The following is a 24,830-nucleotide window of genomic DNA, read 5'->3' on the forward strand; positions in this document are numbered from 1 at the left end:
GCGTAGACCTGATAGCCCAATCACCAGAGGAACAAAATCAATGAGTGAAACGACCAGACCGGAATATGACTTGGTTGTTCGTGGTCGGCGTGTGTTGACGACGGCGGGGATCGCGGCGCGGGAGGTCGGGATCCGGGGCGGGCGGATCGTGGCGATCGAGCCGTTGGGTAATGCCCTGGCCGGGGCGCAGGTCATAGACCTCGCCGATGACGAGACGATGATCCCGGGCCTGGTCGATACCCATGTCCACGTCAACGAACCGGGCCGCACGGAGTGGGAAGGGTTCGCGTCCGCGACCCGGGCCGCCGCGGCCGGGGGCGTCACGACGATCATCGACATGCCGCTGAACTCCATTCCGCCGACCACCACTGTCGAAGGGTTGAAACTCAAACGTGAAGTCGCCGCGGACCAGGCGTTTGTCGACGTCGGGTTCTGGGGCGGGGCGGTCCCGGGGAACCTGAAAGACCTCCGGGGCCTCCACGACGAGGGCGTCTTCGGGTTCAAGTGTTTCCTGCTCCACTCCGGGGTCGATGAATTCCCGCACCTGGAGGCCGATGAAATGGAAACAGACATGGCCGAGCTGAAATCCTTCGACTCACTCATGATCGTCCACGCCGAAGACTCCCACGCGATCGACCGCGCACCGCACCCGGGCGGGGACCACTACGCGAACTTCCTCTCCTCCCGCCCGCGCGGGGCCGAGAACAAAGCCATCGCCGAAGTCATCGAACGCGCCCGCTGGACCGGAGCCAGGGCCCACATCCTGCACCTGTCCTCCTCCGACGCGCTGCCGATGATCGCCTCGGCCAAACGCGACGGCGTGCACCTGACCGTGGAGACCTGCCCGCACTATTTGACACTGATGGCCGAGGAAATCCCCGACGGCGCCACCGCATACAAATGCTGCCCGCCGATCCGGGAAGCCGCGAACCGGGAACTGCTCTGGAAAGGCCTCCAGGAAGGCACCATCGACTGCATCGTCTCAGACCACTCACCCTCGACCCTGGACCTGAAAGACCTCGAAAACGGCGACTTCGCCGTCGCCTGGGGCGGGGTCTCCTCCCTGCAGCTCGGACTGTCCCTGATCTGGACCGAAGCCCGCCACCGCGGCATCGCCCTGGAACAAGTGATCTCCTGGATGGCCGCCAAACCCGCCGAACTCGCCCGCCTCACCACCAAAGGCCACATCGCCCTCGGCTACGACGCGGACTTCGCGATCTTCGCCCCCAACGAGGCCTACGTCGTGGACGTCACCAAACTCCAGCACAAAAACCCCATCACCCCCTACGACGGCAAAGCACTCTCCGGCGTCGTCCGCAAAACCTACCTCCGCGGCCACCCCATCAACAACCACACCCCCCATGGCACCCTCCTGCGCCGCGGCGGCATCTAAACCCCACCCGGGCAGGCAGCATCGCTAAAGTGCCTGACGGTCAACCGGGCCGGCAAGAATCCCGGGAGAAACAGCTAGGCTTCGGATCATGACTCCTTCTTCGGAAGATCTTCCCATTCGTGCTCCCGATATTGCTGCGGGCGGCAAAGACCGCAGTTTCCGGTCGGAGCTCGACCGTCAGAGATACACCGCAGTTAATGCGGATTGGGCCGGTGGCCTGCCCGCCCAATACGGTGTGGCTCCCCGGGTGAGGATCGGTCAAAACAGATGGTTCAACCTGCTGTGGCTGATCCCGATCGGTCTCTTGCTGCTGCTGGTAGCTGTCGCGGTCGCCAAGGGCCTCCGGGGGCTCCCGTCGGTGCAGGATTTTCTCGTCCGCTATCCGGGCATCTCGGCATTGCCCGGTAGTGCGCCCGTCGGGTTCCCTGTGTGGGTCGGCTGGCAGCATTTCCTGAATATGTTCTTGATGATCTTCATCATCCGGTCCGGGATCACAATCATCGCCGACCACCCGCGGCTCTACTGGACCCGGCACTCCACCCCCGGCCGCGACTGGTTCCGGGTCCAGAAACCCGTACCGCCCAACCCGCTCTACACGGCGAAGGAGGATTCAATCACACTGCCGGACGGAGTCGGCCTGCCGGGGCGCCGGCACTCCATCGGCTTGGCCCGATGGTGGCATCTGGGCATCAACACCCTCTGGTTGGCCAACGGCGCCGTCTTCTTCGTGCTGCTTTTCACAACCGGACAGTGGATGCGCCTGGTCCCGCTGCACTGGGACGTCATCCCCAACGCGCTCTCCGTGACGATCCAGTATTTGTCGCTGGACTGGCCGACAGAGAGCGGGTGGAGCAATTACAACAGCCTTCAACTGATCGCTTACTTCATCACGGTTTTCATCGCTGCACCGTTCGCCCTTATTTCGGGGCTTGGAATGTCGCCGGCACTCTCCACCCGGTTCCGGCGCATCAGCTCCATTTTCAGCATCCAAGCTGCCCGGTCGCTGCATTTCCTGGTCCTGTGCTGGTTCCTGATGTTCATCGTCCTTCACATTGCCCTCGTAATGACCACCGGAGTCCTCCAAAACCTCAACCACATGTTCGCGGCCCAGAACAACGAATCCTGGACGGGGTTCTGGATTTTTGCTCTCGCCATGATCGTCCTGATCGCCGCCTGGGTGGCAGCCACCCCATTCACCTACAGGCATCCACGGGTTGTTCAGAAGGTCGGATTCGCTTTGACCGGACCGGCGGAACGCCTGTTCGAGCACCTCGACGCCAAGCCTGGCCAATACACGGAAAAGGACATCTCCCCATACTTCTGGCACAACGGCAACTATCCGGACACCGAGCAATACCAACAACTGTCCGCCGGCCACTTCACCAACTACAAACTCCGCGTCAACGGGCTCGTTGAGAACCCGTTGGAGCTGGACCTGGCACAGTTGCGGGCGTTGGAGCATCACGAGCAAATCACTCAGCACTTCTGCATCCAAGGCTGGTCCGGTGTCGCCAAATGGGGCGGCGTTTCCATGCGTACCATCCTGGACATGGTGAAGCCGAGCGCGGAAGCAAAGTGGGTAATCTTCTACTCCTTTGCGCCCGGCCCCGAAGGCGGCCTGTATTACGATGCCCACGCCATCGAACAGATGGACCACCACCTGACCATGCTGGCCTATGACATGAATGGCGCCCCCTTGTCGTTTGGCCATGGGGCACCTGTGCGGCTCCGGAACGAGTCCGAGCTTGGCTTCAAAATGGTCAAGTGGATCGAAGGAATCGAGTTCGTCGAATCCTTCGCAGCTATCGGCGGTGGTCTTGGCGGATACAACAACGACCACGAATTCTTTGGCTACCGGCAATCGATCTAGCCCAACGTCCGCCCCCGGAGCCTGGGAATCTTGCTTTCGCACTGGAACTCGCCGCCGTAACCTTTTTCATTCGCGGCCGCAGCCCGGCCGAAACCACTGGCCATGTCCGATAGGCCCGCTGCTCGATGAGGGTGAGTTGGGTGCCGTCGGGGTCCACGAGAAACCCTGCCCGAAGACCCCGCCCCTGCATACGGACAGGGCGCAGTCGCGGCATCCCGGTACGGACGCCGGGCACCCCGAATCGTCGGACTGCCTCGTGCAGCTCGTCGACGTCGATGACGCGCAGGCAGCACATAAAGCTGCTAAATAGCGGTTCGAGGTCGGGGGCTGGGAAGAATTCCAACTGTCAACTTTGCCTCGGCATTAGTGCTTGTACTCGCGACTGTGAGCCACCCTGGAGCTCATCTTGTGGCCGTGATTGAAAACGCTGCAGTCTAAATGACTGCCGGAACCAGCCGCCATCTGTGCCAATCGAGATCCCCCGGCGTTAACGGTAGCCTCCCAGCGGAAGATGGCACCATGGAGGCATGACTCCTGCTCACGGTTTTTCCGGCTTCTTCCGGCGTCCCCAACCCATCAAACCCAGGGCCGGTCAAGAATCGGTGTGGGACTACCCGCGACCGCCAAGGGTCGAGCCGCGACCGGACCGGGTCATCGTGCGGCTTGGCGGGGCGGTAATTGCCGACACCACCGATTCAGTGCGCGTCCTGGAGACGAGTCATCCGCCCGTCTACTACTTGCCATTGGACTCATTCCCGGCCGGTGTACTCGTCCCGGTCGAGGGCACCAGCTTCTGCGAGTTCAAGGGAGAAGCGCACTACTTCGACGTCGTTGCCGGCGGAGTCTCTGCTGCCAGGGCCGGGTGGATTTACCCGGAACCCGCCCGGGGCTTCGAGGCGCTCAGTACCCGGGTAGCGCTCTACCCCGGTCGCATGGAATCCTGCGAAGTCAACGGCGAGCGGGTGACATTCCAGGACGGTGACTTCTACGGCGGTTGGATCACCACGCAGATCGTTGGTCCGTTCAAGGGCGGCCCCGGTACGGCCGGCTGGTGAGCACATCGGCCTTTCCCGCCGGCAACACCCGTCCGTGACTTCGTCTCTGGCGGCACAGTAGAACCAGCTCAGCAACTCCCGCCGCTGCAGGTCCTGCGGGATGCCCCTGAAACGAAGAACAGCGCCATTTCCTGCTGACCTTAGACCGCCATGCCGGTCCGACCGTCACTGCCGTGGACGTCGGATTGATGCGAGGCTGAAAAGCCCCGCAGTGCGGACACAACCTTGTGGTCTGGAACTGCGATCGGCTTTGATCTGTTCAAACTGTTCGGCCCTGGCGTGGATGACCTGGGTCAAGGCGTACCCCTGGTGGTCGCTGATGGATTATGCGGTTCACGAAGGTCAGTCGCGGAGCGGGACACCGTTGGAATCGGTGCGGAAGTAGGCCGAGCCGGCGATGATCATGATGCCCTCAATGACGCCCCACAGACCGACGATGCCAAAGGTAAAAACACCCAGGACCAGCGTCAGGACAAGCTGGATGACTGCAATCTTGGTGAAGCCGAGGTAGAAGCGGTGGATGCCCAAGCCGCCGAGGAAGATGCCCAGGAGTCCGGCGACGACCTTGGACTTGGGCTGCGCGTAACCGTAAGCGGGGTTCGGCATGGGCACCTGTCCCTGGTACTGGTACTGCGGCTGCGGGGCGTGGCCCGGGTACTGCGCCTGCCCGGCATAGGGGTACTGCTGGCCCTGGTACTGCGGCTGCCCGGCATATGGCTGCTGCGGGCCCTGGTAGGGAGGCTGCCCGGCATATGGCTGCTGCGGGCCCTGGTAGGGAGGCTGCCCGGCATATGGCTGCTGCGGGCCCTGGTAGGGAGGCTGCCCGGCATATGGCTGCTGCGGGCCCTGGTAGGGAGGCTGCGGCTGGGCACCGGACAGGTACTGCTGGCCCGGGGAGGGCGGTACAGTGGGCGGCCCATAACCTTCCGGCGGAACAGCATTGGGGTCAAAATTGGGCTGGGTCATGGTGGTGCCTTTCGATGGAGTGATGATGCAGCCACGGGAGTCCCGGCGGCAGCACCGTCAAAGACTGCTTCCCCCAAGAATCCACTTGCCGTCATCATTCTGACGGAACAAATCCGTCAGCGCGACACGACACATTGAATGTCCTAGCCAAAGGCCCCGCGCAACCGACTCGCCGTTGAATTTAAGCGCAATTGCCTGCCGTTCGCTGCGGCTCACACAGCGGCTCTCGTGCCCGCACAACACCACGAGCCGGAAGGCGTCATGGGACTCGCTGTCCACGGCTCCGCCGGACACGCATCGACAGCCGGCGGTCAGTTGGCGCTGGGAGCAGGATGTTCCGGGTACACGGTGAATCGACCGTCGGAGTCCACGTCCACGCTGCGGCGACCTGCGCGGCTTCGCTCCGTGCCCGGCCCTGGCCGTGCCCTGCAGGACAACTGCCGTGTCGTGGGACCAGACGGAACCGGCATCGTAACGCAGCGGCCAGTATCCCTCGTTGCCTGTGTCCAGGGTGCGGATGCCTAAGCCCGAGCACATCGCCAGAGCCAAGGCCCGGTCCAGATTCCCCAGCAGCGCTTCCACCTCGTCGCGGGGCATGCCCAGCCGATCGTGTCCGGTTTCGTCCGACCTATTGGTGAGCGCAGGACCTGTAGTCTCAGGGCATGCTCACGGCTGCAATCATTCTCATCACCGCGGCCCTGGCCTTCTACTCTGTTGGTGTGTGGGCCGAACATCGCCAGCGCGTTCTCAAGTGGTGGCATGCGGGGTTCTTTGGCCTGGGGCTGATCTGCGACGGCACCGGAACCTACCTGATGACCCAACTCGCGGCATCCGGGGCGGCCCGTGCAGGTGGAATCGGTGCAGGACTCAATACCATCATGGCCATAACCGGTCCTGCGGCGTTGCTGCTTATGCTGGTCCACCTGGCATGGGCCGGCATCGTGCTTCTGCGCGACCGCGACGCTGAAAAGAAGCGCTTCCACAAGTTTTCCCTCCTCGTCTGGGCCATATGGCTCGTCCCGTATCTGGCCGGAGCCATCGGCACCAATCTGCGCTGACCTGGCGCGGGAACGGTAAGGGGGCGGACTCCATGTGAACGAGGTCGGCGTCAAAAAGCGTCAAGTGGATGACCAGGATCGAATCCGTTGAAACGTCCGGGACATGGGCGGGCGTCATCATCGACGCAGTTAACGTCGACCAGGTCCTCATTGCCCAGGATGCCGGAGCCGTGGCAGTCATAGCGCTGGAACGCAGTCCGGCCGACGTCCGGGCCCAGGGCGGCCCGCATGTCCGATCCGGACATGATTGAGGCGAACATCGCCGCAGTGTCCATTCGGGTCATGGCGAAGGTCCGAATCGGCCACTTCGTCGAGACCCAGGTCATCCAGCCTGGCCGTGGCTGGTAACTGCACCAACGCCCAACTGACTCGCAGGTGGGGTCGTTTTGAGGGCTCAAAACGACCCCACCTGCGAGTCAGTTGGGCTGCGTGGGGTGGGCTGGTCACGCCACCGAAGACTCCAACATCCTCTGGACAGCCCAGGTCCCGGACAAGCAGAGAACGAACCACGCACGCGATGGACCATTCCGTTGCCGCTAGGCGGCCCACGCGGTGCCAAACAGGTGTTCGGCCAACCGGAGCAAGTGTGCGGGCGCATCTGTTTCGTCGCCAGTGTCGCCGTGTCCAAGAAACACGGCCGTTCCGCTGACTTTCTCCTCGAAATGTAAACCTGCCTCGCGGATCAGCACTTCGGCCCGGACATTTTGGGGCAGGGGGATAAAGTCTGCCTCGTCGTTCAAATAGACATGCCAATCCCTGCAAGTGAACGCTTCAACATTTCCGTCAATCAAGGATTGGCGTGCGGCCGGCGTTGTGTCGATAATTTCTATGCGAACGGCCTGGCTGAGGCGAGCCGGGATAATCAGGGCGGTACGTTGCGAGCGCATTGGCACTCCCTTCTTTGCAACAATTGGTTCGTTGGTGAATTACAGAGCCTGTTTGCCCGCCTGGCAGCGAACCTCAAGCCGGTGGTGGGATCCTATAGCCCAGTGCGCCGCTGCAGATCGTATAACCGGCGCCGTCTTCCACCGATGCGTCAACGCTGGTTTTTGCGAGGCTTTATGAAAAGACTCGGGCTGGTTGCTCCTTTTTCTCTTTTGTCGGCCCTCTTTTCAAGAAGCGACTTTCCCGCTTTTTTGGTACCGATATTTCTCGGGGACTTTCCTGACAATGGAATCACGCCTTTCTAAACGCTATCTATCGACAACCATACCCGCATATATTTTTAATGCCAGTCCCCGAGTTGTCTGACAATATTGACTGGTTATGGACCAAGGTTGGGCCAGAAATATTTACCTTTGACCTGGCTGGCTATTGCCCGTGGAAGGACGTAGTTGTTCCGCTCACGCCTGCCATGTTGGCCGTGAAGTGAACCATGTCTGACCTCCCGTTGCCGCTGCCGGTCATTCTGTGACTGCCCCTTCGCTTCCGGCTGCAAGCCCACACCGGGGGTGAATTTTTGCGGCTATGGCACGATCGAACGAGGGGGGACAAGTAGCTGTCATACGGTGGCCACCAAGGGTCGACACAGTCAGCCCTCCACCGCCGTGGACCTGATGGGGGCTCCGGCGCATACTGTGAGGATGAAATTCACCACGACCATCCTGGGCAGCGGAAACAAAGTCGGCATCGAGGTCCCAGAGGACATCGTAGTTGCGCTTGGTGCCGGGAGGCGGCCCCCGGTGGTTGTGACAGTCAACGGCAAAAGCTATCGCAGCAGCATCGCAGTGATGGGCGGCCAGAACATGGTTGGCGTCAGCGCGGTCAACCGTGAACTGACGGGGGTCTCTGCAGGGGACACTGTGGAGGTGGACGTCGAGGTGGACACCGAGCCGCGAATCATCGATGTTCCTGAGGACCTCGCCGCTGCCCTTGCGACGGAACCCGAGGCGAAGGCCTTCTACGCGACGCTGAACTACAGTAGCCAGCGGCGCTACGTGGAGCCAATCGCGAATGCAAAAACTGCAGAAACCCGCTCCCGCCGAGTCGCCAAGGTGGTAACTGATCTCAAGGCCGGTCTGAAATAGTGGGCGTTCCCTGGAGCACCTTCACCCAGAGTGCGGCCGCAGTTTCCTCGACCCGCACTAAGGAACAACGACCATGGCCGCTAAGCAACCGCTGAACATCACCTTTACCGCGCTTCTGGGCAGGGTGCGTCCGGGAGACACGTGGACCTGCGTCCAGCTTCCGGATTCGGCTCAGATCTTTGGCACCAGGGGGCTTGTCAAAGTAGCCGGCACCATTGACGGGTACCCGTTTACCGGAGCGTTTATGGCGCTGGGCGATGGCACACACAAGTTACCGGTCGCTGCGCCCGTGCGCAAAGCCATCGGCAAGGCTGATGGCGATAGCGTCGAGGTAAGACTCACCCAGCGGTTGAACTAAACCTCAGCTCCACGACGTCCCGGCGAGGGTTGCCTCTACGCACCCCCGAACGCGGGCGTAACAGGCTTAACATCAGCTGCCAAGCGGATCAGTATTTGCCCTTGATCACAAAGTAGGAGCCGCGGATAACGCCTGCCAGTTTTGACTTCTGGCGGGCGAACTTGAAACGTGACTCCAGTTCCGCTGGAATCTCCATGCCTTCGGCCAGTTTGAATCCAACCGCCCGTTTCCCGCCGTCCTCGATGCTGTACATAACGTTGATCGACAGCCCGGATTCGTAGAAAACGTAATCCATCCGTAAACCGCCGACTTCAAACGCGGTCGCCTCGAGCGGGCGGGAGCCGATGACGAGGTCGCGCTCGTCCTTAAGAATGCGGCTCACCCTATCGACTACTTCCGGAACCTCGCTTGCGGGGCTAACGGTGAAGACGTGGTCGTATTTGTTGCGGTAGTAGCGTCCCTCGTTGGCGCGTAACCCAGCGAGCGCCCCGGCGACCGGAGACGATTCCAGGCCGACAGTAGAAACGTTCGCGAAGTCAACAACGTATGGCATGCGCCCTCCTGACTAGATGTGTTGGACCAACGATAACGGGCCTTGTCTCGAGTGGCGTCCCTCCCTTGCACCGCCCAGCCATGTTTGTAGACTGCAAAGGTATTCACATATGCGGTTGGCCGAAGTTGGGAATGAAAATGGCGGCTTTTCGGGATCTCCACAACACTGCGTCGCCGCTGCTGCTCCCCAATGCCTGGGACATAGGGTCTGCCTTGGCATTTGCGACAGCAGGATTCCCGGCCGTCGGCACCACCAGCTTTGGTATTGCGGCAAGTGCCGGCCTCCCCAACGGAGGACGGTCCAGCAAGGCGGAAACCTTCGCACTGGCGGCGCAGCTGTGCCGCCTGCCTGTCCACGTCACGGCGGACATCGAAGACGGCTACTCCGATGATCCTGCCGAGGTTGCGGAGACTGTGGCCCGACTGGCTGCCCTGGGCGTGGCCGGGATCAACCTGGAGGACAGCACAGCCGGGCACCTGGTCGATCCCCCAGCCTTTGCCGAGAAGGTTGCCGCCGTCAAGCGACGCAGCCCGGAAATGTTTGTCAACGCCCGGGTGGACAACATTTGGTTCGGCGAACAGGCCACTGTGGATGCCGTCCTGCTCCGCGCCTCGGCCTACGCCGATGCCGGGGCGGATGGCATCTTTGTGCCCGGACTTGTGGTTCCGGAGGACATCCGGGCCATCACCGCCGGCATCGGGCTGCCGGTCAACGTGCTGGCACATCCCTCGCTGACTGTTGCCGAGCTGGGTGAGCTGGGGGTCCGGCGCGTAAGCTCCGGCTCCCTACCGTACCGGGCAGCTGTTGACGCGGCGGTGATGGTGGTCACGGCCCTTCGTGGCGGCCGGCAGGCGCCGGTCGCCACCCCGTACTGGGAGATGCAATCGCGCCTCGTAGCATTCAGCCAGCGCCCCACGGAGCCGTAGGAGGCCACCTGGATATGGGTGGTGTTGCTGCCCCGAATCGATCAATACGATGTTGACATGGAGCGACGGATCAACGATGTCCTGATTCATTACGTCGAGCACGGTGTCGGCATGCCGCTTATTGCGCTTCATGGCGCCGGTGTGGATCACCGCGAGATCGAGGCGGCGATAGAGGCCGTCGTCCCCGGCCCGGGATTCCAGCGGATCTACCCGGATCTGCCGGGGATGGGTCATTCCACGACCGGGGACCTGGGTTGCAACGACGATGTAGTCGCGCTCCTCGCTGACTTCATTGATCGGCTGGAGGCCGGACCGGTGATGCTGCTGGGGCATTCCTACGGCGCATATCTTGCGCGCGGAGTGGCCGCACAGCGGCCGGACATCGTGCGCGCTTTGGCCTTGCTATGCCCCGGCGCCGAGCGGTCTCAAAATGTGCCGGACCATCGGGTGATCTATCAGGACGATGACGCCTACGACGAACTCGAACCTGAGCAACGGCAGGGGTTCGATGAGTACTTCGTCGTGCGCACACCGGCCACCGCACGCCGTTACCGCAGCCATGTCGTGCCGGGTACAACGCTCGTCGACGCCAAGGGACTGGGCCGTATCTTCGCCGAATGGACGGTCGACGTCGGGTCTGGCACCTTCACGGGGCCGACCCTAATCGCGGCCGGACGGAGCGATGCGATCGTTGGTTACACCGACGCCATGGATCTGCTCGAGCGCTATCCGCATGCCAGCCTGGCAGTAGTAGAGGGCGCGGGCCATGCACTCATGCACGAACGGCCCGAGCTCCTCGCCGCGTTGCTCGGTGATTGGCTTGACCGGGCCCGGCCGGACGAAAAGTGATCGCCTTCGCCAGAAGACGAGGGCAAAGGCGTCGTTACCAGCCGCCGCGCGTGGGCGTATGTCCCTGTCGGGCGTCGTCGGGCATTGCCATTTCGGCCCGCAGGCCCAGGAGCCGGACCGGACGGCCAACTTCGATTCCGGCTGCGAGGTCCAAGGCCCGCGCGAGGATCTCATCCTGGTCGGAAGTTTCGGGAATCCTCCGCGCATGGGTCTTGGTGATGAACGGCGCGTACCTAACCTTCAGGGTCAGCCCCACCACGGGCCGTCCTTCCGCCCCAACATCCTCAAGCACGCGCGCTGTCAGCTCCCGCACGGCGGCGTCCACCTGGGCGGGCTCGGTCAGATCCCGCTGGAAGGTTGTTTCCCGGCTATGACCGCGGGCAACCCACGGGGTGGCGTCCACAACGCCGGCGCCGTCCCCGCGTCCGAGCTCCGCGTACCAGGGACCCATCCTGGGGCCGAACTCCGGGACCAGGTCCTGGGGGTCGGCCGCGGCGAGCTCCGCGACTGTTTTGAAGCCGAGTTTCGCCAGCCTGCCCGACACTTTGGTTCCGACGCCCCACAGGTCCTTGGTGGGCCGGCTGCCCATAACGTCGAGCCAGTTCCCGGCAGTGAGACGGAAGACGCCGGCCGGCTTGCCGAAACCGGTGGCGACCTTGGCGCGGACCAAGGTGTCGCCGATGCCCACGCTGCAATGCAACAGCGTTCGTTCCAGGACAGCGGCCTGCACGTGCCGGGCATAAGCTTCCGGGCTGTCAGTCTCAATGCCAACAAAGGCTTCGTCCCAACCCAGCACCTGCACGGTGGCACCGGGCTGCCCGCGCAAGGTAGCCATCACCGTTTCAGACGCCGCTAGGTAGGCCTCCTGATCGACGGGCAGGATCACGGCGTCGGGCACTTTCCGGGCCGCAATGCGTAGCGGCATTCCGGAACCCACACCGAACGCCCTGGCTTCGTAGGATGCGGTCGACACCACGGCCCGTTCCGTGGGGTCGCCCCGGCCGCCGACAATGATCGGTTTGCCCGCAAGCTCCGGCCGCCGCAGGACTTCGACTGCCGCGATGAACTGGTCGAGATCGACGTGCAGCACCCACCGGATTCCGTTCACGCCACCAGTCTGCCCTAAACATCCCTGGCAAGCGCCCGCTCCCATCGGGTGGTGAGCAGAGCGCCCCAAGACAACTGACGGCCGCCCCGTTGCCGGGGCGGCCGTCAGTTTCAGTGCGCGGTCTTAGTGTTCCGCTTCTGCGGCAGCCTTCTCGGCGTCCTTCTCGGCACGCAGAGCCTCCGTTTCGTGCCGTTCCTCGGCTTTTTCCCGGTGGATGACCTCTGCGAAGAGCTTCTCCATCTCCTTGGCCACGCCGGCGGCTGAAGCCGGATTCTGGCCAGTGACCAGCCGGTCGTCAACCACAACCTTCTCCTCAAAGACATCAGCGGAGACGTGGGTGGCGCCCTGTTCCTCAAGCCGGTCGGCCAAAAAGAACGGGATGACCTTGTCTTTTCCCGCGGCAACCTCCTCGTCGTTGGTGAAGGCCGCCACCTTCCGGCCCTCGACGAGGCGAAGCCCGTTCTCCAATTCCACGTTCAGCAGGCCGGCCGGTCCGTGGCAGACCGCGCCCACCAAGCCGCCGGCGTTGTAGACGCTGGCGACGAGGTTCTGCAAGCCTTCGCTGTCCGGGAAGTCCCACATGGTGCCGTGGCCGCCCACGAGGTAGACGGCGTCGTACTGTTCGGGATCAACGACGTCGACTCGGGCGGTGTTGTAGAGACCGGCGCGCGTTGCCTCGTCCTCCGTGAAGGCAACCTGGATGGGATCTTCTGAGTCCACCTCGTCACGTGGGGGCTGGCCGCCTTGGATGGACGCGAAGTCGACGAAATGCCCGGAATCCTTGAAGACCTTCCAGGGATGTGCAGCCTCGGCCACGTTGTAGCCGGTCTTCTCGCCCGTACCGGGGATCTCCGAAACGCTTGTCAGTACCATAAGAATCTTCTTCATAAAATGCTCCTATCGTCGAATTCCAGCCTACGCCAAGCCTAATTCACGCCCGACGCAGGTGGCAGTCGGCTGCCTGGCAACTCTGCGGATTCCGCACGGATCACGGCCAGGGCCCAGCGATCGCCTAACGCGGTGACCGCTGCCTCGATCGGGCATCCCGACCGCCGCTCAGCCTTCTGCCACTAGGTGTACTCAGCCAGGACGTTGGTTACATGTTGAAAGGGTGAAGACCTCTTAGGTTGGTGGTTACCACACACACCAAACGACTAAGAGGTCTTCATGGTCCACCGTAATGCCCGTCTGACTCCTGCCGGTAGAAGCATCCTTGTCCAGCGTGTTCTGGGCGGCCGTCCCGTGGCGCATGTGGCGAAGGAAATGGGTGTTTCCCGTGCCTGCGCCCACCGGTGGTTCCGGCGATATCTGGAGCACGGCTCGGACGGTATGGAGGATCGCTCGTCCCGCCCGCGTTCGTGCCCGCATGCCACCCCCTCGGCGAAAATCGACGAGGTCCTCGAGGCGCGGGTAAAGCACCGCGAGGGCCCGGTCGAACTGGCCGAACGCTGCAACGTCCCGGCCCGCACGGTCTCCCGGATCATCGCCCGGGCCGGGCTGCCCCGGTTATGGGAACTGGACCCGATCAGCGGCGAACGCATCCGCGCCGGCCGGGCAACCGACCACCGCTACGAACGCGACACCGCCGGAGAACTACTGCACATTGACGTGAAGAAACTCGGGAAAATCCCGGACGGCGGAGGCTGGCGGGTCCACGGCCGGTCCGAAGCCGTCAGAGGCCGCGGACTGGGCTATGACTATGTCCACGTGGCCGTCGATGACCACTCCCGCCTGGCCTATGTCGAGGTCCTGCCCGATGAGAAGGGCCCCACCTGCGCGGCGTTCCTGGCCAACGCCGCAGCGTTCATGGCCGCCAACGGAGCCCCCGTGCAAGAGGTCATGACGGACAACGCCCTGGCCTACATCCGGTCCGCGGCCTTCTCCAAAGTCATGGAGGACCTCGGCGCCAAGCACCGGCGCACAAAACCCCGCAGCCCGTGGCAGAACGGCAAAGCCGAACGGTTCAACTGGACCCTGCAGGAAGGCTGGGCCTACAAGAACGCCTACGACTCCAGTGACCACCGCGCACAAGCCCTCACCGGCTGGCTAGACTTCTACAACCACCGCCGAAACCACGCAGCCCTCGGAGGACGAGCACCCATCAGCAGATGTAACCAACCTGCTGGCTGAGTACAACTAGTGCTTGAAAACTCTTACCGCCAGGTAGTACCGTCGCGGCAAGCGGTCGCAAACCACAAGCGGAAGGCGTTTGATGCTGAAGCAAGTGGCTAAGGGCGTTTACGTCCATAAGAGCAAGTTCATCCAAAGTAACTCCGTTGCGGTGCAGGGCCTGACAGGTGTGTTGCTCATCGATCCCGGTATCACGAGCGAGGAAATGGCCGACCTAGCAAACGACCTTCGAGGGTTGGGCCAGCAAGTCGTGGCGGGGTTCTCGACGCATCCGCATTGGGACCACGTGCTCTGGCACGCGATGTTCGGCGACGCGCCCCGTTACGGTACGGGCCGCTGCGCGGCGTCCATCCAAGACCTGCTGTCGCACTCGGACTGGAAGGCCCGCGTGGCCGGGGCGCTACCGCCGGAGCTCGCCGGGGAGATCCCGATGGATCTGCTCGGTCTTATGACCGGTCTGCCCGCCGGAGCAGCGCAGATTCCCTGGGATGGACCGAAAGTCCGGATCATCGAGCACCAGGCCCATGCGCCAGGCCATGCGGCGCTGCTGATCGAGGAGCACGGCGTCCTCGTCGCCGGCGACATGCTTTCCGACATCCTGATGCCGTTTCTCGATCTTGAGGCTGTGAATCCGGTCGAGGACTACCTCGCCGCGCTCCTGCTGTTTGAGGGTGTTGCCGACGAAGTTGCTGCCGTGATCCCCGGTCACGGCTCGGGTTGCGGGGCTGAGCAGCTTCGAGCTCGAATAAAAGAGGATCGCGTGTACGTAGAGGCTCTGCGGGACGGCGGGTTTTCCGAGGATCCCCGGGTCGGCCCGTCGGCCCCGTTGGATTGGCTGCCCGACGTGCACCGATGGCAACTAGGGCGGCTCGCCCACAGGGCAAAGAACGAGACGCCACAATAGCGGCCGCCCAGCGGCACAGTTCCTCCCGGCGAAAAAGCGGTGTACCCCGCGCAAGCTTTGCCCCCATCGAGGCGTTCGTGCACATGACCACTCACGGAATTGCGCTAAGCCGACACCTCCCAAGAATTTTGCTAAGCGCCCTGTGTCATGCAGCCACGGAAGCTGCCGGGCCTGTTCATCCCGGCAGCCCGGCCGCGCAATCTGGGGCAGACGACTTCTAAAACTGACAACTCGGCCGGCTCAGCCGGGCTCGTGAGGCGTGCCGTGAAAGCCGTCGATGCTCCAATAGCCGTCAAATTGGATTTGGCGGTTTGGTCAGGACCCCGCGCGCACGGGGCTTGATCCTGACGTGGCGTCAGGTCCTAGGGTGGGAAACATGTTGGAGACCGGTGGGCAGTCGTGGAGCATTGGCGAACTTGCCACATTGTGCGGGGTCACTGTGCGGACCTTGCACCACTACGACCAGATCGCCCTGTTTCCACCAACAGGGCGAACGGGCTCCGGGCACCGGCGATATTCGGAAGATGATGTCCGCCGCCTCTACCGGATCAGGGCTCTGCGGGCGCTGGGCCTGTCTCTGGAGCAGGTCCGCGAGGTCTTGGCGGCGTCGCCGGACGACGTCGGCGCCGTGCGGCGGCTGCTCACCAGCCAGTTGTCGGCACTGCATGACCAAGCGGAGCAGGCGCTGCGCCTCCAGCGGCAGATCCAGGCCTTGCTCGACAGCATGGGCGACGCCATGCCGGGCGTGGACCACTTCATAACAATTTTGGAAGGGATGACGATGTACGAGAAGTACTTCACGGAAGAACAGCGCACCGAACTGGCGCAACGGAGGGCCGAGGTCGGCCCGGCAGCCGTCGAAGATGCCAGGACCACGCTTGCCAGTCTTATCGAAGAGGGCCTGGGCCACGTGTCAGCGCGCACGCCTGTGGACGATCCCGCGGTCCGCGACTTTGCAAGGCGTTGGGACGGGCTCGGTTCCCAGTTCCACAGCAATGACGCGACTAAGGCTGCGGCGCGGAGCATGTGGCAGGAAAACAGCCCGGAGTTGAGCGCCCGGCTACCGTGGCCCGCGGACCGGCTCCAGGAACTAGTTATGTACCTCCAGCGGGTCCGGGACGCCGGCTAGTTCCTGGGGCGAAGATCCGTAAGACGGTCCGGCCGAAGGCGAGGGCGTGTACCCGGAGATCTGCCGCAGCGGCAGCGCCGTCATCGGCCCTTATGCCGGTTCCCGGGAGGGTCTCCGTCGCCGGGAATAGCGGCCAGGCTCATCTTCCTGCGGAACAGTCAGGCCATTTTTAGGGACATCCGGCTGATACCCGCCGCCTCAGGGCCCACCTGACCTGTCGCTAAGATTTTCCCCTCGACGAAACCACTTCCAAGTGCTAGACCAAGGGCATAGTACTCTCACCTCGAGAAATTGGGGGCACCCGTGCTGTATGGGGTTATGCTTTTACACCGTCTTGGCGGGGTGAATCACCGGCCGTGAACGGCCCCATTACCCCGGCCCTGGTTGAGGTGGCGGACCTGCTGCCGCCCTTCGATGTGGCCGTGGATGCGTCCACCGGCTCCGCGTCGTACTCCTACCCGCTGCCGTTGCCGTCCGGGCGCTTGGGCTTCGGCCCCGGGCTGGCATTCAACTACCAGGACGCGGCGGGGAATTCGCCGTTCGGGTTCGGCTGGGCGCTCGGCGGGATGGCCTCGGTGAGCGTCTTTGACCGCCGTGATGTGCCCCGCTACGACGCCACGGACCGCTACTCCCTCGCCGGGGACGAGCTGGTGCCCGCCCTCACATCAGGTCCTGGCGGGCAGACGGCCCTGGAATGGGACGCCCCCGCCCACCACGTCCGACGCTTCCGGAGCCGGCACGAGTCCACCTTCACCCGGGTGGAACAATGGACCGCGACAGCGGATGGCGACGTGCACTGGCGGGTGCGACGACCAGACGGCAGCGTGGCCATTTTCGGCCGCCGCAGTGATGGATCCGGCCGGATCCGGGACCCCGAACGTCCGTCCCGGATCTACGAGTGGCTACTCGAGGCCCAGTACGACCGCTTCGGCAACGCCATCCGCTATGACTACGCGGCCGAGGACGGCGCCGCCGTGGACTGGAGCTCCCCCGCCGAATTCCCGCGCCTCAACCCCGCCGGTCACGCCCAACGCCTCCTCAAGCGCGTCCGGTACCTCAACCAGGATCCGCTGGACGCGAACGACGACGGTGCTGCCGCCAACTGGCATCTGGAAGTGGTCCTCGACTACGGCGACCACGCCCCCGGCCAGGCTGCCACTCCGGCACCAGACCAAGACTGGCTGGTCCGGCAGGATCCCTATTCCAGCCGCCGCCCCGGCTTCGAGGTCCGCACCTACCGGCTGTGCCGCCGCATCCTCGTGTTCCACCGCTTCGCCGCATTGGGCCCCGCCCCCGTCCTCACCCGCGCCGTCAACCTCATCCACGACCAGGCACCCACCGGGACATTCCTGCACCGGATCGAAGTCCAAGGCTTCCGGCATGATGCCACCGTCACCGTCCAATCCCTCCCCGGCGTTACCTTCCGCTATAGCGACAGCGTGGTGGAACAGCGGCTCCGCACCCTGGACTCCGCCAGTCTCGAAAACCTACCCCAGGGCCTACACGGCTCCGACTACCGATTCGCGGACGTCCGCGGCGAGGGCCTGCCCGGTGTCCTCACCGTGGCGGACGGCGCCTGGTACTACAAACCAAACTTGGGCGGCGGTATCTTCGGCCCGCAAGAACGGCTCGCCGAAACCCCCTCGGACCGCACCGCCGGGTCGTTGCTGGCGGACTTCGACCGCGACGGCAACTTCAACGTGGCCGTCCTGGACGGCCGCCACGCCGGCTTCAGCGAATACAACAGGGACGAACGCAGCTGGCATGCCTTCCAGCCCTTTGGCCAGGTCCCTGTCTTCGCCGGGCCCGGCCGGCAGGACTGGGTCGACGTCGACGGCGATGGGCTGCCGGAGACGATCCTCGCCTTGGGCGAAAATTCCCTGTGCTTTCCCGCCCTGGGCAAGATCGGTTACGGCGCCCCCACCAATCTCCCCCAGCACGCAGCGACCTCCGTCCCGCTCCTTGCCGAGCGTCCGGAGGTGGGCGTTTTTATGGCGGACATGACCGGCGACGGCCTCCTGGACTTGGTCCAGGTCCAGGAAGGCCGGATCGAATACTGGCCCGGACTGCCCGGCGGCGATTTAGGCGACCCCATCAGTATGCTCAACCCGCCCAGCCTCCCGGACGGCACCACACTGGACATCCGTCGGATCCGGTTTGCGGACCTGGACTCCACCGGCACCGCGGACCTGGTCTACGTGGGCGCGGACTACCTGCTGTGGTGGCGGAACGCCGCCGGCAACGGCTTTGTCTCCGGCGGCCAGGTCCTCGGCCTGCCCGCTGCGGATGACCTCTGCAGCGCCCAGGTCCTGGACCTCCTGGGCGACGGCACCCTCAGCATTGTCTGGTCCTCCGTCCTCGCCGGAGACAGCTCCGCTCCCCTGCGCTACGTCCGGTTGATGGCGGACGGCCCACCCCGCCGCCTCGTGTCCGTCGCCAGCGACGCCGGTGCGGAGACCGTCGTCGAATATTCTTCCTCCGCCGTGCACTACCGCCGCGACGAAGCCGGGGACGAACCCTGGCTGACCCGGCTCCCCCAGCACGTGACCGTGGTGGACCGTGTTTTCCTCATTGACCACATAGCCAACACCCGCTCCGTGGCACGCTACGAATACCACTGCGGCTACTTCGACTCCGTCGAGCGCGTCTTCCGCGGCTTCCTGCACGTGGACATCCATGATTCCGGCTCCTTCCACCGGCCCGGCTGGGGCGCCCCCGGCGTGGCCGAAATCCGGCCCCTCCGCCCCGATGAGCTGCCCCCTGACGACCTCGGCGCTGCCTCCTGCCACCGGCTCTGGCACGCCTCTGGGGACCCCGACGTCGACGCCCGGCTCCGCACCCGCTGCTGGGCCGCAGACCCGGACGCGCCCACCCCGCCCAGCGGCCCTGACGCGCCCACCGAAGACCCCGACGCCCACCGCGCCCTGGCCGGTTGGCCGCTGCGGGACGAACTGTTCGCCGTAAACCGCACCGGCCAACGCAACCCGCAGCCCCTCAGTGTCTCCACCACGGGCTACGCCGTGCACCAACTCCAGCCCGCGCTGGGCGGGCGCCCTGCCGCCTATACCGTGCGCGAACGAGAGACCCTCGAAGCCAGCTACGAGGAGCAGCCCGCAGATCCCCGGGTGGAGCAGCGCGTGGTCCTGGCCCGGGACGAGGTGGGCTGCGAACTGCTCACCTTGGACCTGGGCTGCCCGCGCCGCCCCGGCCAGCCTGCGGCCGATCCCAGCCAGGGTGTGCCCATCTCCCAGGTGACCCGCCGCCGGGTCACGCACGTGGACACCGAGGACAGCTACCTGCTGGCGATCCCCGTCGAGGAGGAAGCATTCGAGGGCAGAGGATTAGGCGACGCCGGCCCGCTCAGCTTCACCGCAGCGCGCGCCGCAGCCACCGCCGCGCTGGCCGCCCCGCTTGAGAACGGCGCGGCCTTCACCGCCGGCATGGAGCTGCGCCGCGTGTCCTGGGACCGCACGCTGTACCGGGACGCCGCCCGAACCGGCACCCGGCCACTCGGCGATCCGGGGCCTGAGGGCTTGGTCCACCACGAGGAGCACGCCTGCTTCGCGGCCGCCGAGGTGGCCCGCATCTATGCTGCCCGGGTCAACGCCGCGGCTCTCACCGCCGCCCACTATGTAGCGGCGGATGGCTACTGGTGGGCCCGCGGACCCGTGGCCGCACTGCTCCCCGCCGCCCGTTTCAGCCTGCCGGAAGGCTCCCTGGAAGCCGACGGCGCACAAACCGCGTGGGTGTGGGACCCTGCCGCGCTGTCAAGGCTCAGCTTCACGGACGAGGTGGGCAACACCACCACCGCGGACCTCGACTACCAGGTCATGGCCCCGTGGCGGATCACCGACGCCAACCAGGCCACCTTCGAGGCGCGCTATGACGCCTTCGGGTTCACCGTTCTCACGTCCGGGCACGGCACGGCATTGGACGACGGCGGCACCTCCCAGGCACACGGGGCCCGGCCGTTGAGTGCCCACCCGGGCGGGCTCCCCGGCACCGTGACGGCGGCCCTCGCCAACCCGGCTGGCGCCGTGGTACAGGCCAGCACCTTTGCCTTCTGCGACCTCGCCGCTTTCCGGGACCGGGGTGAGCCGATCTGCAGCGTTGACGTGGCGCGCGAGTCGCTGGTGGACGACGGCGCGGGCGGCCCGGCCCAAAACGGCGAGTTGAAGGTGGCCGTGCAGTACTTCGACGGGTTCGGCCGGCCCATCCAAGGTAAGCAGCGCGTGGACGCGGGCCCCGCGGTGGTCCGCCGCCCGGACGGCAGTATCGACGTGGATGCCCAGGGGGTGCCGGTGGAGGCCCCCGCCGCCCAACGCTGGCGGGCATCCGGGCACGTGGTGTTCGATTCCAAGCAGCAGGCTGTCCTCGAGTTCGAGCCCTTCCACACCACCACGCCCCGCTACGAGCCGGACCCCGAATTGCAGTCGTTCGGAACCGCCGTGCGCCACCGCTACGATGCGCTGGGCCGGGAAATTGGAGTCAGCCTGCCCAACGGCACCCGCACGCAAGTCACCACCGACGCCTGGTCCACCACCTCCGCGGACCCCAATGACACCGTGACCGGCTCGGACTATGAACTGCAACGCCAAGCCCTGCCCGCCGGCGATCCCGAACGCCGCGCGCTCGAGCGCGCGAGAGCCCACGCCGGCACTCCCACCACCGTGCACGTGGACCCGATGGGCCGCACCGTCCTGGAGGTGCGCCGCGGTGCCGCGGCCGAGGAACGCCGCTGCCGCCGGACGTTGGACGACGACGGCAACGTCACCGCCGTCGTGGATGCCCGCGGGGTGATGATCACCCAGGTGGACCTGGACATGGCTGGCCGGCTGCTGCGCCAACGCAGCGTGGACGCTGGCGAGACGGTTTTCTTCCTCGACGCGCTGGACCGGGAGGTGCAGCGCTGGGATCCGCGGGCGTACCGGATCCAATCCAGTTACGACGCCGCGGGCCGGCCCACGGAAATCCGCGTGTCCGGCAACGGCCTGAACCACATGGTGGAACGGCTCACCTACGGCGAGGATCCTGCGGTGCCGCAGGCCGTGGCCCGCAACGCGCGCGGGCTGTTGGTGGTCCACGAGGACTCGGCCGGGCGGCATGAGGCCCTGCGCTTCACCCCGGACGGCAACCCGCTGGAGGTTTCGCATCGGCTGCGAACAGTGGTGGACCGCGAACCGGACTGGGCCGCTCCCGGCGGCGAGCCCCTGGATGCCACCACCTACACCGCCGTCTCCGCCTATGACGCCTTCAGCAGGCCGTTGCGGCGAACCTCCCCGGACGGCACCACCCGCATGTTCAAGTACCGCCGCGCCGGCGGGATGGACACCATCACCGTCTCCACTTCTGATGGTCAGCTCAGCAACCGGTCCATTTTGGCGGGCAGCAGCGCCAACGCCCGCGGCCAGCAGGAACGCGTCGAGCTGGGCAACGGCGTCACCACGATCAACGGCTACGACCGCGCCACCGGACAGCTCACCCGCTCCACAACTGCCTCCGCTGGCGCCGCCGCGCAGACACTGCGGGACGTGGAGGTGGTCCGGGACCCGGCAGGCAACATCACCTGGCTGCTGGATCACGCCCAGGAACCGGCGCACCCCACCCCGGTCCTGCAGGGGCTCACGGTGACGCCGGCCCGAGAGTACCGCTACGACCCCTACTACCAGGTGGTGGAGGCCACCGGCCGCGTGCACCAGGCGCTGCTGCCCACCGATGCCTGGTCCGGCGCGGCAGGCGTGGTACAGGGCACCCGGCACCTCAGCCTGGCCAACGGCGCCGCGGTGGAGCGCTTCACGCAGCGCTTCCACTACGACGTCGCCGGCAACCTGGACCAGATCAAGCACACCGGGACCACCCGGTCGTGGACACAGGACATCTGGGTTTCGGCCACCTCCAACCGGCGTCTCCCGGCTCTGGACACGAACGGCGTTCCCATCGCCGCGCCGGAAGGGCGGTTCGACGCCGCCGGAAATACGAACTCGCTGCCGCACCTGGCCGCGATCGTCTGGGACCACCGCAACCGCCTCCGCTCCGCCACCATCATTGACCGGAGCGCCCAAGGCCAACCGAACGACGTCGAACATTACGCCTACGACGCTGACGGCCGCCGCGTCCGGAAAGTCACCGAACGGCTCACGGCAGGTGGGCTGGAACGCACCGAGAAAATCTACCTCGAAGGCTGCGAACTGTTCCTCCATACCCGCGCCGGCATCACCGCAATCCAACGCACCGTGGCGCTGATTGAGGACGACGATCGCTGCCTGGCCACCGTCTACCGTTGGAGTGCCGATACCAGCGCCGCCGAAACGGACACCGTGGGCACCGCCGAAGTCCGCTTCCTCATCCCCGATGACCTGGGCTCCACGGCCATGGAACTGGACTCCAACGGCGTGGTCCTCAGCTACGAGGAACACTTCAGCTACGGCGGCTCCTGCTTCATCGCAGGGGCCGCGCTGCGCCGCACTAAACTGCGGGACCGGCGCTACACGGGCAAGGAGCGCGACGACGCTACCGGCCTCTACTACTTCGGCTACCGGTACTACGCGTCCTGGATTGGCGGCTGGCTCAGCCCGGACCCGCTGGGCAATGCCGCATCCTTGAACCTCTACGAGTTCGTCCAGAACAACCCGGTGAACCTGGTGGATCCGAACGGCTTGCAGGCCACCGGCACCATGAGCCGACTGGACAGCGTGCCCGCCAATTACACCGGCGCCCAAGCCATGCGCCATTTCAACAATGGCCGCGGCAGGGAGCTGGGCATCCGGGCCCTGGAAGTCAAGCGCAGCGGCAACAACTGGATGATTGTCCGGCAGGAGAACTACACGCCGCGGTTGCAGCAAATGATCGCCGAAAACGGCGGCAACGTGGAAAAGGCCGGGGCCCTCTACGACATCGAAAAGATGTTTGACGAGCTCAAACTGGACGAACCAGCCGTGCCAGCTTCTGACGCGCCAGCTTCTGACGCGCCGGCGGGAGATCCGCCCACGACGCCGGCCCCGCCCGCCACTGGTGCCGGCAACGGCGGTGGCGCCACGAGTGCCCAGACGGCGCCAACCGGGGATCGGGCCACCGGGAATGCGCACAGTGCCGACGGTTCGAACAGCAGCAAGGACGGCGGCTCGGGCACGGCCACCCAACCCGGCGCGCCCGGTAGCACCGGCAGCGGTTCCGGCACCAAGGGCACGGGTCCCGGCGGCGGCGGTATGGGCGAGGCGGCCACCGGCCCCAGCGCGGGTCCGGGCAATGGCAACGGCCCAGGCACCGGGCCGGGGACGGACACCGGACCGGGCAACGGCAAGACCCCCACCGAGCCGGGCGGCACCGGCGGTGGCACCACGCCGGGCGCCGGCGTCGGCAAGGCAGGCGGATCGGGCACGGGCGGCAAGGGCACCAGCCCCGGCGGCGCGCAGGGTGGCGTGGACGGCGGCACCGAAGGCGGCGCTCCTGGCGGCCAGGTGGGCGGAAACGTCAATGGCAGCCCCACCGGCAGCGTTGACGGAAAACTCGATGGCAACACCACGGGCGATGGCACCACCCCGGCCGAAGGCGGCAGCCCCACCGGGTCGGCAGATGGAACGGCCGACGGCGGTGCCACCGGCCAGGGGGACGGCCCCTCGAAGGACCCCACCAAGCACGGCACGGAAAAGTCCGGTCCGGGCGGCGGGACGGGCACGGGCACCAAGACCGGGGACAGCGAGCCCGCGGATACGGGCACCGGGACGGGAACCTCGGGCAGCGGCCCTGCAGGCAGCAATCAAGAACCCACCGCGCTGGACAAGATCACCAAGATCGCCGGTTACTGGCATCTCGAGTTCAGCGGCAGCGCCGATGGCGTCTCCGGCGGCATTCCCGGCGGCATGGGGTTCCTGTCCGGCTGGGGCGCGCAGGTAGCCTTCCTGGCCCTGACTGTGGTCGACATTGTGCTTACAGTCTTGACACTTGGCGAGTTCAAGGCCGCCATGGTGGGCCTCAAGAATGCGCTCAAGGCGGGGATGACCTCGCTAAAGGGTGTGGTGAGCCGCGGGCTCCGCGGTATGGGGACGGCGCTGCTGGGACTGTTCCGGCGCGCGGCTCCGGGACAACGCACCCCGCTGCTGCGCCGCCTGGGGCGGTTCTTCTGGGAGGACCGGCGCAGCTTCGGGATGTGGAAGGACTTCCGGAAGCGCTGGAGCATCGCGAAGGGCTCCGGCTGGTCCATGGAGCACATGATCATCAAACAGCGCTGGTACCGCACCGTCGGGAAGAAACCGCCCTTCTTCCGCTACGGCACACGAATGAACCGGATCATGCAAGGCCTCGGCGACGCTGGCTGGAACGTGGTGCCCATCAAAGGCTGGTTCAACACGTGGCTCTACAACAACAAAGCCGTCTCGGCGGTCTTCAACTACGGGACCTATGCCGGTGGCGGCTACGGCCTCTACAAGTTGTGGGACTACGCCCTGGAACCCCTACGAGATCCACCCGGAACCGCACCGGCCCCAGCCCCTGCAGCCGCGCCATGA

General features: G+C 65.2%; 18 protein-coding genes and 1 pseudogene. 13 read left to right on the forward strand and 6 right to left on the reverse strand.

The annotated features are described in order from the left end of the window. Positions 1–40 precede the first annotated feature (40 nt). The gene (gene allB / locus QMG72_RS14790) at positions 41–1,393 is read left to right on the forward strand and encodes an allantoinase AllB (RefSeq protein ID WP_283480915.1); all 1,353 of its coding nucleotides are present in this window, start codon (positions 41–43) and stop codon (positions 1,391–1,393) included. Positions 1,394–1,481: 88 nt separating this feature from the next. Continuing rightward, complete coding sequence (locus QMG72_RS14795) at positions 1,482–3,263, forward strand: molybdopterin-dependent oxidoreductase (protein WP_283480916.1); 1,782 nt, start codon at positions 1,482–1,484, stop codon at positions 3,261–3,263. Here QMG72_RS14795 and QMG72_RS17860 read toward each other — a convergent pair. Beyond that, positions 3,196–3,606 (reverse strand): DUF8817 family protein, encoded by a 411-nt coding sequence (locus QMG72_RS17860; RefSeq protein WP_502934665.1) that lies wholly within the window; start codon positions 3,604–3,606, stop codon positions 3,196–3,198. The genes QMG72_RS14795 and QMG72_RS17860 overlap by 68 nt on opposite strands. Before the next feature lie 184 nt (positions 3,607–3,790). Here QMG72_RS17860 and QMG72_RS14800 point away from each other — a divergent pair, with 184 nt between their 5' ends. Continuing rightward, on the forward strand, positions 3,791–4,318 hold the full coding sequence (locus QMG72_RS14800) for a DUF427 domain-containing protein (protein WP_283480918.1): 528 nt from the start codon (positions 3,791–3,793) through the stop codon (positions 4,316–4,318). Positions 4,319–4,660: 342 nt separating this feature from the next. Here the strand turns inward: QMG72_RS14800 and QMG72_RS14805 are convergent, their stop codons facing one another. Then, positions 4,661–5,284 carry a TM2 domain-containing protein gene (locus QMG72_RS14805; RefSeq protein ID WP_283480919.1) on the reverse strand — a complete coding sequence of 208 codons (624 nt, stop codon included), beginning with the start codon at positions 5,282–5,284 and terminating at the stop codon, positions 4,661–4,663. A 662-nt stretch (positions 5,285–5,946) separates the two neighbouring features. Here QMG72_RS14805 and QMG72_RS14810 point away from each other — a divergent pair. Both QMG72_RS14810 and QMG72_RS14815 read left to right on the forward strand, forming a co-directional pair. Beyond that, the gene (locus tag QMG72_RS14810) at positions 5,947–6,342 is read left to right on the forward strand and encodes an HsmA family protein (RefSeq protein WP_283480920.1); all 396 of its coding nucleotides are present in this window, start codon (positions 5,947–5,949) and stop codon (positions 6,340–6,342) included. A gap of 68 nt (positions 6,343–6,410) precedes the next feature. Continuing rightward, positions 6,411–6,672, forward strand: a pseudogene (locus tag QMG72_RS14815) (pyridoxal 5'-phosphate synthase lyase subunit PdxS); the annotation flags it as partial. A 206-nt stretch (positions 6,673–6,878) separates the two neighbouring features. Here the strand turns inward: QMG72_RS14815 and QMG72_RS14820 are convergent. Continuing rightward, complete coding sequence (locus tag QMG72_RS14820) at positions 6,879–7,229, reverse strand: DUF3846 domain-containing protein (RefSeq protein WP_283480921.1); 351 nt, start codon at positions 7,227–7,229, stop codon at positions 6,879–6,881. A 696-nt stretch (positions 7,230–7,925) separates the two neighbouring features. On the opposite strand from QMG72_RS14820, the gene QMG72_RS14825 reads away from it, so the two are divergent. Beyond that, positions 7,926–8,369 (forward strand): YdeI/OmpD-associated family protein, encoded by a 444-nt coding sequence (locus QMG72_RS14825; protein WP_226775742.1) that lies wholly within the window; start codon positions 7,926–7,928, stop codon positions 8,367–8,369. Positions 8,370–8,442: 73 nt separating this feature from the next. Next, positions 8,443–8,727 (forward strand): DUF1905 domain-containing protein, encoded by a 285-nt coding sequence (locus QMG72_RS14830; protein ID WP_226775743.1) that lies wholly within the window; start codon positions 8,443–8,445, stop codon positions 8,725–8,727. 88 nt (positions 8,728–8,815) lie between these two features. On the opposite strand, the gene QMG72_RS14835 is transcribed toward QMG72_RS14830, so the two are convergent. Continuing rightward, positions 8,816–9,280 (reverse strand): DUF8821 family protein, encoded by a 465-nt coding sequence (locus QMG72_RS14835; protein WP_253032922.1) that lies wholly within the window; start codon positions 9,278–9,280, stop codon positions 8,816–8,818. 137 nt (positions 9,281–9,417) lie between these two features. Here QMG72_RS14835 and QMG72_RS14840 point away from each other — a divergent pair, with 137 nt between their 5' ends. Both QMG72_RS14840 and QMG72_RS14845 read left to right on the forward strand, forming a co-directional pair. Beyond that, positions 9,418–10,206 (forward strand): isocitrate lyase/PEP mutase family protein, encoded by a 789-nt coding sequence (locus QMG72_RS14840; protein WP_226775745.1) that lies wholly within the window; start codon positions 9,418–9,420, stop codon positions 10,204–10,206. A 57-nt stretch (positions 10,207–10,263) separates the two neighbouring features. Continuing rightward, positions 10,264–11,055, forward strand: coding sequence for an alpha/beta fold hydrolase (locus QMG72_RS14845; RefSeq protein ID WP_226775746.1), 792 nt, complete (start codon positions 10,264–10,266; stop codon positions 11,053–11,055). Positions 11,056–11,089: 34 nt separating this feature from the next. Here the strand turns inward: QMG72_RS14845 and QMG72_RS14850 are convergent, their stop codons facing one another. Together QMG72_RS14850 and QMG72_RS14855 are read right to left on the reverse strand one after the other, a co-directional pair. Further along, on the reverse strand, positions 11,090–12,163 hold the full coding sequence (locus QMG72_RS14850; protein ID WP_502934666.1) for a DNA polymerase IV: 1,074 nt from the start codon (positions 12,161–12,163) through the stop codon (positions 11,090–11,092). Positions 12,164–12,286: 123 nt separating this feature from the next. Next, positions 12,287–13,051 (reverse strand): type 1 glutamine amidotransferase domain-containing protein, encoded by a 765-nt coding sequence (locus QMG72_RS14855; RefSeq protein ID WP_226775747.1) that lies wholly within the window; start codon positions 13,049–13,051, stop codon positions 12,287–12,289. A gap of 279 nt (positions 13,052–13,330) precedes the next feature. On the opposite strand from QMG72_RS14855, the gene QMG72_RS14860 reads away from it, so the two are divergent. From QMG72_RS14860 to QMG72_RS14875, 4 genes are all read left to right on the forward strand, one after another. Further along, on the forward strand, positions 13,331–14,293 hold the full coding sequence (locus tag QMG72_RS14860; RefSeq protein ID WP_282360797.1) for an IS481 family transposase: 963 nt from the start codon (positions 13,331–13,333) through the stop codon (positions 14,291–14,293). Between the two features lie 82 nt (positions 14,294–14,375). After that, positions 14,376–15,197, forward strand: a complete 822-nt coding sequence (locus tag QMG72_RS14865) for an MBL fold metallo-hydrolase (RefSeq protein WP_283480924.1) — start codon at positions 14,376–14,378, stop codon at positions 15,195–15,197. A 376-nt stretch (positions 15,198–15,573) separates the two neighbouring features. Continuing rightward, positions 15,574–16,326 (forward strand): MerR family transcriptional regulator, encoded by a 753-nt coding sequence (locus tag QMG72_RS14870; protein WP_226776257.1) that lies wholly within the window; start codon positions 15,574–15,576, stop codon positions 16,324–16,326. A 356-nt stretch (positions 16,327–16,682) separates the two neighbouring features. Then, a complete protein-coding gene (locus tag QMG72_RS14875) occupies positions 16,683–24,830 on the forward strand; it encodes a SpvB/TcaC N-terminal domain-containing protein (RefSeq protein ID WP_283480926.1) in 8,148 nt (2,715 codons plus the stop codon).

The sequence above is a fragment of the Pseudarthrobacter sp. PH31-O2 genome, from assembly GCF_030063265.1.
Lineage (GTDB): Bacteria > Actinomycetota > Actinomycetes > Actinomycetales > Micrococcaceae > Arthrobacter.